This window comes from Psychrobacter sp. AOP7-C1-14 (assembly GCF_052376135.1).
Lineage (GTDB): Bacteria > Pseudomonadota > Gammaproteobacteria > Pseudomonadales > Moraxellaceae > Psychrobacter.
Genome location: NZ_JBQSVH010000025.1, coordinates 33,628 through 43,985, shown reverse-complemented (window position 1 = coordinate 43,985; position 10,358 = coordinate 33,628). Strand labels below are relative to the sequence as shown.

At 44.5% G+C, this 10,358-nt stretch carries 8 protein-coding genes and 1 pseudogene; 4 read left to right on the top strand and 5 right to left on the bottom strand.

Features of this window, described 5'->3' with window-relative positions; translation table 11 throughout:
* A pseudogene (locus ACT3QN_RS12685) lies at nt 1-76 on the top strand (elongation factor Tu); the annotation flags it as partial.
* Nucleotides 77-268: 192 nt separating this feature from the next.
* The gene (gene rimI, locus ACT3QN_RS12680) at nt 269-763 is read left to right on the top strand and encodes a ribosomal protein S18-alanine N-acetyltransferase (RefSeq protein WP_444529277.1); all 495 of its coding nucleotides are present in this window, start codon (nt 269-271) and stop codon (nt 761-763) included.
* A 94-nt stretch (nt 764-857) separates the two neighbouring features.
* Here the strand turns inward: rimI and ACT3QN_RS12675 are convergent, their stop codons facing one another.
* Genes ACT3QN_RS12675 through trxB form a run of 3 tightly spaced genes read right to left on the bottom strand, consistent with a single transcriptional unit; the run spans nt 858 to nt 3,152 of the window.
* Nucleotides 858-1,292, bottom strand: coding sequence for a MerR family transcriptional regulator (locus tag ACT3QN_RS12675; protein WP_444529276.1), 435 nt, complete (start codon nt 1,290-1,292; stop codon nt 858-860).
* A gap of 30 nt (nt 1,293-1,322) precedes the next feature.
* Nucleotides 1,323-2,129 (bottom strand): leucyl/phenylalanyl-tRNA--protein transferase, encoded by an 807-nt coding sequence (aat, locus tag ACT3QN_RS12670; protein ID WP_444529275.1) that lies wholly within the window; start codon nt 2,127-2,129, stop codon nt 1,323-1,325.
* Nucleotides 2,130-3,152, bottom strand: coding sequence for a thioredoxin-disulfide reductase (trxB, locus tag ACT3QN_RS12665; RefSeq protein ID WP_444527872.1), 1,023 nt, complete (start codon nt 3,150-3,152; stop codon nt 2,130-2,132). It lies immediately after the preceding gene.
* A 547-nt stretch (nt 3,153-3,699) separates the two neighbouring features.
* On the opposite strand from trxB, the gene ACT3QN_RS12660 reads away from it, so the two are divergent.
* Together ACT3QN_RS12660 and ACT3QN_RS12655 are read left to right on the top strand one after the other, a co-directional pair.
* Nucleotides 3,700-7,044 carry a DNA translocase FtsK gene (locus ACT3QN_RS12660; protein ID WP_444529274.1) on the top strand — a complete coding sequence of 1,115 codons (3,345 nt, stop codon included), beginning with the start codon at nt 3,700-3,702 and terminating at the stop codon, nt 7,042-7,044.
* Between the two features lie 321 nt (nt 7,045-7,365).
* Entirely contained in the window at nt 7,366-8,874 is a 1,509-nt protein-coding gene (locus tag ACT3QN_RS12655; protein WP_444529273.1) for an amidase, read from the top strand.
* A gap of 6 nt (nt 8,875-8,880) precedes the next feature.
* Here the strand turns inward: ACT3QN_RS12655 and ACT3QN_RS12650 are convergent, their stop codons facing one another.
* Together ACT3QN_RS12650 and rlmH are read right to left on the bottom strand one after the other, a co-directional pair.
* Nucleotides 8,881-9,771: a DODA-type extradiol aromatic ring-opening family dioxygenase gene (locus ACT3QN_RS12650; RefSeq protein WP_444529279.1), complete on the bottom strand. Its 891-nt coding sequence runs from the start codon at nt 9,769-9,771 to the stop codon at nt 8,881-8,883.
* Nucleotides 9,772-9,854: 83 nt separating this feature from the next.
* On the bottom strand, nt 9,855-10,343 hold the full coding sequence (gene rlmH / locus ACT3QN_RS12645) for a 23S rRNA (pseudouridine(1915)-N(3))-methyltransferase RlmH (RefSeq protein WP_444529272.1): 489 nt from the start codon (nt 10,341-10,343) through the stop codon (nt 9,855-9,857).
* Between the last annotated feature and the right edge of the window lie 15 nt (nt 10,344-10,358).

Here is a 10,358-nt window from a genome sequence, read left to right as displayed (position 1 = left end):
TAAAGGTCTTCGCTTCGCTATTCGTGAAGGCGGCCGTACTGTAGGCGCTGGTGTTGTTGCTAGCGTATTGAACTAATCATTAAGTCTCAGTAATGAGATTATGAGTTAGTCATAAAAAAGGCCATCCTAATTAGGGTGGCCTTTTCTTTGGAGGAATGGTTATCCATTTATTTGATTGGATAATTACATGACCAGATATGCGGCAAGCTTTAATCGAAGCGTAAGGCAATAGTAAAGCCAGTCTAATAATAAGTGTAAAAGGAACGTCATGTTTACGATAGAAGCGTTATCGACAAATGTAGCAGAGATCAAAACGGTGATTCAAATTGTCGCCAGTATCGAAGCGATAGTGCAACCAAATGATGCTTGGAATCAGAAAACGTTGGCTAAACTGCTTGAGCAAGACAGTATTAGTATGTTGATTGCTTACGATAAAGCAAAAGAAAAGGGTAACTCTCATCGTAAGATAGTTGGTTATTGCTTATATCAAATGACGTTTGAGCAAGCAGAGGTGCTGCGTATTGGAACTGATCCAGAACACCAACGCCAAGGCATTGCGTCAAAAATATTGAATAAATTACATGAGATACTACCGCTTAATCAGGTAGAGAGTCTCCTGTTAGAAGTACGTGCAGACAATACTACGGCAATAGCGTTATACGAGCAACAGGCATTTAGCATCATTCATAGACGCAAAGGCTATTATAAAGTGCCACATAAACCAGCAGTCGATGCATTAATCATGCAGCATACTTATATTTAATAGAGAGAGTAAGATTTGATAAAAAGTAAGCGGTCACAATAGAAATAGCTATAACAGCCAAAATATAGATACAAAACCAAATAAGCCTCAAACTCTATTGTAAAGGTATCTTCTTTTTACAGACTTCCACATCAAGTTGATAGTCACTATCCGCTTTCATTTGCCCTAGAATATCTAAGCGTTCGCTCAGTAGCTCTATCATGATGCTAATATTGGCTTGCTGTTTTTTGACTTGTTCTAATTTTTGCTGTGTTAGTACAAGCTGCGAATCGATATCTAAGTGACCATCATAATAATCATTTAAACTATTTTTGATTTCAATTAATGTGAAGCCAATGGCTTGCGCACTTTTGATCAGCTCTATGCGTTCGATACATTCTGGATGAAACTCAGTATATAGGCGTGAGCCTGCCTGACGCTTGCGAGATTTTAGCAGCCCTAACTGCTCGTAATGGCGAACGGTGTCTTTGGTCGTATTGGCTTTTGTTGCTAGCTTTCCAATCAATAGAAACGATGTATCAAGTGCCATAATAACCTCGTATTTTTACCGCTATAATAATCATATTTCTAACTGCCAAGGCGCTTCTCTATTCAGTCGCGATACGGCTAATGATTTATGAGAGTGCTTTTGCCATGACACAGAATGGCTACCTATTAGGTTGTCTAACTGAGTTAAAAAGTCAGTACGCGGCAAGGTAGTCGCACCTAAGCTCATCAAATGGTCGTTTGGTAGCTGGCAGTCAACGAGTGCAACATGACTTTGTTCACACAGGCGCATCAAGCCCCAAAACGCTAGCTTTGAAGCATTAGAGGCACGGTGGAACATGGATTCACCAAAGTAGATGCCGTTTATCTTCAACCCGTACAATCCACCGATAAGTTGACCCGCTTCATCCCAGACTTCAATGCTATGAGCATAGCCTTGCGCATGCAGTTTAGTATAGGCATCGATCATCTCAGTATGAATCCAAGTATGCTCGCCTTTGGGCTGATTGTCATTGAGGCCATCGCTACGCGGTAAGCTACAGGCATGTATGACATCATCGAAGGCTTGATTAAGCGTCACTTGCCAACGTTCACGATTGGCCTGTTTGCGTAGAGACTTGCTCGGTTGATAGGCAGAGGGAACGATCACACAACGCGGTTCAGGACACCACCAAGCAATCGGCTCATCTTCATTGAACCAAGGGAATAGCCCCTGAGCGTAGGCTGATATCAGCGTTTCAGGCGCTAGATCACCGCCCATAGCGACGATACCAATGCCATCAGGGTCGATAGAAACTGGATCAGGAAAGTCATAACGCCCAAGACTTTTTAAAGTCTCAGGCGTGATGAGTTTACCGTTCTGTTGAGTAAAGTTACCCATTTAGGCTTCTTTATCTTCAGTTAGTGTTGAATCGTAAGTGTGATCGCGAGCGACAGTCTCGCCCAATGCATCCAAGTACTTTTCGGCATCAAGAGCAGCCATACAGCCAGTACCAGCAGAAGTGATGGCTTGACGGTAAACGTGATCGGCTACGTCACCTGCAGCAAATACCCCCTCGATACTGGTTTGGGTGGCATTACCATTCAAGCCACTATTGACGGTCAGATAGCCATCTTTCATATCTAGTTGGTCTTTGAATAAGTCAGTATTTGGCTTGTGACCAATAGCGACAAACATACCCATTGTATCTAGTTGTTTGGTGCTGCCATCAACCATTGATTCGATGACGACGCCATTGACACCCATGTCATCACCGACCACTTCTTTTACTTGATGGTTCCATTCGATTTTGACATTACCATTTTTAGCTTTTTCAAATAGCTTGTCTTGAAGGATTTTTTCAGAACGCAAGCTGTCACGGCGATGTACCAGCGTCACTTCAGAAGCGATATTAGAGAGATACAAAGCTTCTTCGACGGCTGTGTTGCCACCACCAATTACCGCAACTTTTTGATCTTTGTAAAAGAAACCATCACACGTAGCACAGGCTGATACGCCAAGACCTTTAAACTTGGTCTCTGATTCTAGACCCAAGTATTGTGCAGATGCACCCGTTGAGATAATGAGCGCGTCACAAGTATAGCTACCGTTATTGCCTGTCAGTTGAAAAGGGCGCTCGTTTAAGTTTACTTCATTGATATGATCATAGACCAATTCAGTACCGAAACGCTCAGCATGTGCTTTCATACGCTCCATCAACGCAGGACCCGTCAAGTCATGCGCATCGCCCGGCCAGTTGTCGACTTCGGTGGTGGTGGTTAATTGTCCACCGACTTCCATACCAGTAACCATAACTGGCTTAAGGTTAGCGCGTGCTGCATAAACTGCTGCAGAGTAGCCAGCAGGGCCTGAGCCTAAAATAATGAGCTTTTCGTGACGTGGAGCAGTAGTGTCAGTTGCCATGAGTTGTTCCTTGCTAAATATACGAATTAAAAGTGTAAGTTATAAATATAATAAAAGAGGAATATCAAAAATGACTACGAATATGCTTCTTCTAATTGTTGTGTGATAATAACATAAGGGCACAGAGCACAAAGTGCAAGTTTGCTAAAACAAACATAGTTATCATTAGAATCAAAGAATAAACAACTTGGGAATATAACTGCAAAAACGGTGGGTGTTTTATAGAATTTAGGCCACAAAGTTAGCCATGTTTTGCTATTAGTGTTTCGCTAACCAACTGTTTCCTTACGCAAAGTGTCTGCTGATTTACTTTCTTATACGCTTTCTTGATAAGACTGTCGCCACTGCACCTATGTATTTGTTATTATAAGAAGTTATGCAAAGTGTCGTAGGGGCCAAGCGATAACGGTTGTTGCAGGGTTCTACAGTCGGTACCTATCAAACAAATACTTTGCTCGATAAATTTATGTCAACACTTTATGTCAGCATGATTAGGCTTAGTCATGCATTGGCGACTATTTAGTATTAATAACAAGGCAGATCTTACGTGATATCAGCACCGCTTATTGAATATTTAAAAAAGGGAATGTTTACCCTCCTTGGGTTAATACTAGCCGTTTATCTGTTTGTCATTTTGATAACTTATACGGGTAACGATCCTAGTTGGTCGCATATTAGTAGTGATATGACCACGATTAATAATATGGGCGGTGAGGCAGGTGCTTGGTTATCCGATTTGCTTTATAGTTTTTTTGGATTTGGTGCTTGGTGGTTTTTGGCATTTGTGGTTTATGAATCTATCTTGATTTGGTGGGAAAATAAGCCAACGTTTTGGCTTATGCGATTGGTCGCTTATGTATTTTTGTTATTGAGTGCTAGCGCATTGTTTGCACAATTGGTCTCTCTGGTTCAACAAGTTACGAACCCTGACGCAATCGGACTCGAAGGTGTCTCTGGTGGTATCATCGGGCTAGAGTTGCAGGCGCGGTTGGCACAGCTACTATCGCAGTGGGGGAGTGTGATTTTCTTAGCAGTATTTGTTGTGATTACCGCTACGTATGCCTTTAATATTCACTGGATAACGATATATCAAAAGGTTCGTGCACTATCGTGGTTTGGCTCAGGTGTTGAAAATCAGGATACCATTGAAACTACTCAACCAAGTAATACCTCACAAGATGATACCCAAGTTGCAGATGAGCCTGTAGCTCAAAAAGAAGAGCATGAGCAGCTACCACTTGAGTTGCAGTCTGCTGAAAACACTAGCGGTACTCAAGACGTTAGCAGTGGTGGGCGTTTCAGTAATGTGTTGTCGGACTTTCTATCAACATCAGGACTGGCCGACAGCGTAAAGGCTTCTGTCATCGCAGCAAAAGCAGTGGCGACATCTAATAGCTTAAAAGGTGAGCAGGACAATACCGATAAAGGTTCGCTTAATAACTCTACTGATAATACAGTCCAGCCATTAGCTTCAAACTCGACCGCACCTGTCGCGCGCAAAGTTGAGCCAAGCTTTGCGTGGAATGATGCCAATACTGTCGATGACTTGCTCGCAAGTGAACAAATGGCTTACAGTACCAATAGCGTGGACAGTTCTGCTATGCCTGCCCCTAACCACTCCCAGACAGGTACTAGTACCACGGCAGCGTTAGAGAAAGCAGTACCTGCAACTGCAGAAACTACCACGATGAAAGCGGCTGCTCAACCAGTTGTGCGCGATAAAGAGCCACTAACTCAGTCATCAGTCGATGAGCCAGTTCACCACAATTTAGCTAGTCAGCCAGTCATTCAACCTGCTGAGCCTGAAATCCCTACGAAAAATGAGACGGTGGAAGTAGATAAGTTGGCAGAAGCATGGTTGGCAGAGCATGCTGAAATATCAGAACTTACAGAGTCTATTGTAGAAACGCCAGAAGACTCTAATCCTATTCAGGAAGTGATAGCAGCTGAGCCAATAGTCCAAGAGAAGACTCCAAAACCTATCGTAGAAGAGAAGATGAGTTCTGCAGAGGAGCCAGCCAATCTATCGTCTGACACGCCTTTAGAGTTGCCAGATACTGAAAAGGCAGCAATAAATTCTGAGCCTACAGTTGCTCCAGTAGTAGAGGGAAAGGATTTTACAGTGTCAGATATTTCAGATATGACACCAACCAATACGCCTCCTGCCAATCCAAAAGCAGCACCAACAGTAGAAGTGACTAGTTCAACTTCAAACGTGCCTGAGCCTAAAACGCCTGCGCAACCGTCTGTTAGCTTCGCTGTCCCAGAGGGTGATAGTAGTAACCATATCACTGATATGATGCCAGAGAGCGACAACGACGATACCAACGTACCAGTCATGCCGCATATTAGTGATGATGCCGCTTTCAGTCAAAAATCCCGCTCGATGCAAACGGCAGCCTATCGCAGCAGTCTAACGCCTATTCCAGAAGTTTCTATATTAGATAAGCCCGATCCTGACCGCAAGCCTAGCTATACCGTGGTTGAGCTTGAGAAGCTGTCTGAGTTATTAGAAATTAAGCTACAAGAATTTAACGTCAAAGCCTCTGTGGTTAATGCTATTCCAGGACCTGTTGTCACTCGTTTTGAAGTGGAGTTAGCTGCTGGGGTGAAAGCCAGTAAAGTGACCGGTATTTCGCGCGATTTGGCGCGTTCATTATCGATGGCCTCTTTGCGTGTGGTCGAAGTGATTCCAGGCAAACCATATATTGGTATTGAAGTACCGAATAAGAAACGTGAAATGGTACGTTTGATTGAACTGCTCAATACTGAAACATTTAAAGATCCGAAAGCGCAGATTAGCATGGCGATGGGTAAAGATATCGGTGGTAATCCAATCATTACTGACCTTGCTCGTGCACCGCATATGCTTGTTGCTGGTACGACAGGCTCTGGTAAATCAGTATTGGTCAACTCAATGCTCTTATCGATGCTGCTCAAATACACACCAAATGACCTGCGTCTTATTTTGATTGATCCAAAGCAACTAGAGCTTGCTAACTATAATGACATTCCGCATCTGTTGACGCCGGTGGTCACTGATATGACGGAAGCGGCTAGTAGCTTGTCATGGTGTGTGGCCGAGATGGAGCGCCGCTATCAATTAATGAGTTTACTCAAGGTACGTAAGCTTAATGAATTTAATAAAAAAGTCATCGCAGCTGAAGAGTCTGGTAATCCAATGCTTGATCCTTTATGGCGTCCAAATGACAGTGTGAGTATTAGCCAAGCACCTAAGCTTAAAACATTACCAATGATTGTTATCGTCGCCGATGAGTTTGCCGATATGATTATGCAGGTGGGTAAACAAGCCGAAGAGCTTATCACACGCTTGGCACAGAAATCGCGGGCGGCAGGTATTCATTTGATGCTCGCGACTCAACGTCCGTCGGTAGATGTCATTACGGGTCTTATTAAAGCCAACATTCCGGTACGTGCGGCACTACGAGTCAACTCAAAAGTCGATTCACGCACGATTTTGGATAGTGGCGGCGCAGAAGATATGCTAGGTAATGGTGATATGTTATTTTTGGGACCAGGACAGATTGAGCCAGATCGTGTGCATGGTGCTTACGTCAGTGACGAAGAGGTCAACCGTGTCTGTGACGCTTGGCGTGAGCGCGGTGCCCCTGATTATATCGACAACATGGCAGGTAACTTTGAATTGTCTAGCCCAGGTGGTGGTAGCTCAGGTAATGCCTCTGGTGAAGATGATGATCTATATAATGATGCTGTCGCCTTTATTATGGAAACACGTAAGGTTTCAGCCTCCAGTATTCAGCGTAAATTTAGCATTGGCTATAACCGTGCTGCGCGTATTGTCGATTCTATGGAAGAAGCTGGATTGGTCAGCTCAATGGGCAAAAGTGGTAAGCGTGAGCTGCTAATGTAAGCATGCTAAATATGAGGTCAATATTGAAAAAGCGAGTCATGAAAGTGGCTCGTTTTTTTGTGGAAGAGGTTTAATTGTATTTTCATAAAAAGGTTTAATAGTGAGCTCATATTGTGAAATAAAGCCTCATATTTAAAGAGTAGATTTGCATACTATTCATTAATTACTGAAATCGACCAGATGACTAATGAGTCCGTTTATCAGATATCAGTCATGGTTTTTTATACTAAACTGATAGGAGTATATAAAAATGCAGTCTGTAATTTCAAAAAATGAGTTTTGGACAGTTTTAACAAAGTTACTCTCTAAGGAAGGTCAGTTATGTTTAAAGAATATACTCAGTATGACGGGTTAGCCTTAGCGGCATTGGTCAACTCAGGTGATGTCAGTGCAAAGGAATTGCTTGATGCTGCTGTTCATCAAGCAAATCAAATTAACCCTAAGCTAAATGCTATCGTGCATCGATTCGATGAGCGCGCCTATAATGCTGCGCAGGCAGGTTTGCCTTCAGGTGTGTTTACTGGCGTGCCGTATTTGCTAAAAGATTTATCATTTAGCTTCGCCGACGAGCCCATTACGATGGGCAGTCGTAGCGTTAATATCATCTCAGAAAAAGACAGCGAAATCGTTAAAAGGATGAAAGCGACAGGCGTTAATACCTTTGGCAAAACAAACACTCCTGAGTTTGGTTTGATTATCACCACTGAACCAAAGGCGCATGGTGCTACTCACAACCCTTTTAAAAAAGGCTATAGCTCGGGTGGATCATCAGGTGGTAGCGCTGCGGCAGTTGCAAGCGGTATTGTCCCGATGGCAGGCGGCGGTGATGGCGGTGGCTCGATACGTTTTCCGTCTGCTTGGTGCGGTACGTTTGGGTTAAAGCCAAGCCGCGGGCGTAACCCAATGGGCCCTAATCTTGGTGAAGGCTGGGAGGGGGCAGTGGCTGACCATGTCATTACGCGTTCGGTACGCGATAGTGCGGCGATGCTAGATGCCACTAGCGGTGCGGAGATTGGCGCCCCTTACGTTATAGCTCCGCCAGACGGCACGTTTCTGCAAGCAGCAATGCGTGCGCCGCGACAGCTAAAAATCGCTTTGCATCAGCAGCCTTTGATAGCCAATACGCCAGTGGATAAAGAAGTGCTGGCGGTACTTGAGCAGACGGCTAAGCAACTAGAATCTATGGGTCATGAGGTAGTACCGGCCGAGCCAAACATTAATGTCGATCAGTTTTGGCATGACTTTATCGTTGTGGTTTGCGCGCATACAGCCTTTACAATTGATAATCTCGAGCGTGATTTTGGTGCTGACCATATCAAAAACCTAGAGCCGCAAACTTACAACATGGCATTGCTTGGACGCTCATTGTCAGCGGTGGATCTAGCACATGCCAAACATGGCTGGCATCATAGCCAGTATCAGACGGGTCTATTACTAGAAGACTACGATATGATCTTATGCCCAACGGTACCTACGCCTGCGGTAAAGCATGGTGTGCTACCGCCTAGCCGTATGGATGAGATGATGATGCGTAGCGCTGAGGTGCTTAACAAAGGATTTAACATGGGTAGATATGCCTTTAGCTCAGGTATGATCGAAAAGCTCAGTGCCCCCGTATTAGGTAAGATGGGTTTTACGTTATTGGGTAATGTTACAGGGTTACCCGCGATGTCAGTACCCGTCGGTATGACCAAAAAAGGCCTACCGATTGGTATGCAGTTAATCGGTCACATGAATGATGAAGCGACATTATTTAGCGTGGCGGGCGAGATGGAGCGCGCTGGCTTATTTACCAAACACGCTTTTGAAAGTAGGATGAAGCGATATTAGTCGCACTCAATCAAAGCGGTAGATGTCCATACCTAAGCTATGGTGGGCCATACTTTGATGAACGACAGAGACACGTTGACCAGTACCTAATGCAAAAAACAGCGGTAGCAAATGTTCATCACTCGGATGAATATCCTTGTAGTCAGGGTACTGCTGCCAATCGAGCGCCGCGGGAATATCTATCTTGAGCTGTTGCAGCAACCACTGCTTAAATGTTTTTGCTGCTTGATCGATGCTGTCAGCTTCCCAGCGTAATACTTGCAGGTTATGCGTAATATTACCTGAACCAATGACGAGAATTTGCTCATCACGCAGGTGCGCCAACTGCGCGCCCAACTGATAACAAGCAACGCTGTCGTAATGCTGCGGCAATGATATCTGTACGATAGGCACATCTGCCTCTGGATACAAATGTCTGAGCGGTGCCCAAACGCCATGGTCACAGGCACGTACTGGATTGACACTGCAAGTGATCCCACGTGCTGTCAGCTGCTGATCAAGGGTCTCAGCCAGCGCTGGCTGCCCTGCAGCAGGATACTGAATATCATAAAGCTCAGTTGAGAATCCTGAAAAGTCATGCCACGTTTTTGGCTGTGGATTGCTACTAATCTCTAGCTTTGCTGACTGCCAGTGCGCTGACATAATGACAATGGCACGTGGTTTAGGTAAGTTTTGGCCGATACGCGCCAGTGCACTGGTTGTAGCAGATTGCTCAATCGCAAGCGTAGGTGCGCCATGAGAGATAAAGAGCGCTGGTAACTTAGAGGTACTTGCTGCCACATCAGACGTATTTTCCCATGCAGCCGCCGCTGTGATAGGCGTCTGCACATTATGATTGTCATCACGTTGATGAGATGGCTTAGAGACTTTGGGTGTCGCACGTTTTGGATATTTCATGCTGTGTTTATTAGGGCGCACGCCAATTTTTCAATCTATTCTGTGATTGATGTCTTAAACTAAAAAACAGCTTATTCTTTTGTTTAGTTACCACGGTGATAAGGGTGGTTGTTATTGATACTCATCGCACGATATAATTGTTCCATGAGTACAACGCGAACTAGTGGGTGTGGCAATGTTAGCGCTGATAGGGATAACTTTGCATCAGCCTTTGCCAGTACTTCTGGTGATACGCCATCTGCACCACCGATAACCAAGGCGATATCATCTCCTTGTTGCATACTATCAGAGAGCTTATCTGCTAGTCCTTCTGTTGAAATCATCTTGCCTTTGACATCTAACACCCATAATTGCTCGCGGCTGGATACGTTGTGAGCGGCTAATATTGCTTGACCTTCTTGCTCGCGGTACTGTGCTAAGTTAGCGTCTGAGGGGTTCTTGGCTCGCTTTGCAGCCGCAATTTCAACAATTTCTGTGCTCAGCATTGGTTGAATGCGCTTATAGTACTCGTCAAAACCCGTCTGCACCCATTTGGGCATCTTATTGCCAACGGTCAAAATTCTTACTTTCATAGTGCTTACCATCTC

Excerpts from the sequence above, each read along its gene's own strand:
- ACT3QN_RS12675 (WP_444529276.1), bottom strand. The coding sequence starts at position 1,292 with ATGGCACTTGATACATCGTTTCTATTGATTGGAAAGCTAGCAACAAAA.
- ACT3QN_RS12655 (WP_444529273.1), top strand. The coding sequence starts at position 7,366 with ATGTTTAAAGAATATACTCAGTATGACGGGTTAGCCTTAGCGGCATTG.
- ACT3QN_RS12650 (WP_444529279.1), bottom strand. The coding sequence starts at position 9,771 with ATGAAATATCCAAAACGTGCGACACCCAAAGTCTCTAAGCCATCTCAT.
- trxB (WP_444527872.1), bottom strand. The coding sequence starts at position 3,152 with ATGGCAACTGACACTACTGCTCCACGTCACGAAAAGCTCATTATTTTA.
- rimI (WP_444529277.1), top strand. The coding sequence starts at position 269 with ATGTTTACGATAGAAGCGTTATCGACAAATGTAGCAGAGATCAAAACG.
- aat (WP_444529275.1), bottom strand. The coding sequence starts at position 2,129 with ATGGGTAACTTTACTCAACAGAACGGTAAACTCATCACGCCTGAGACT.
- rlmH (WP_444529272.1), bottom strand. The coding sequence starts at position 10,343 with ATGAAAGTAAGAATTTTGACCGTTGGCAATAAGATGCCCAAATGGGTG.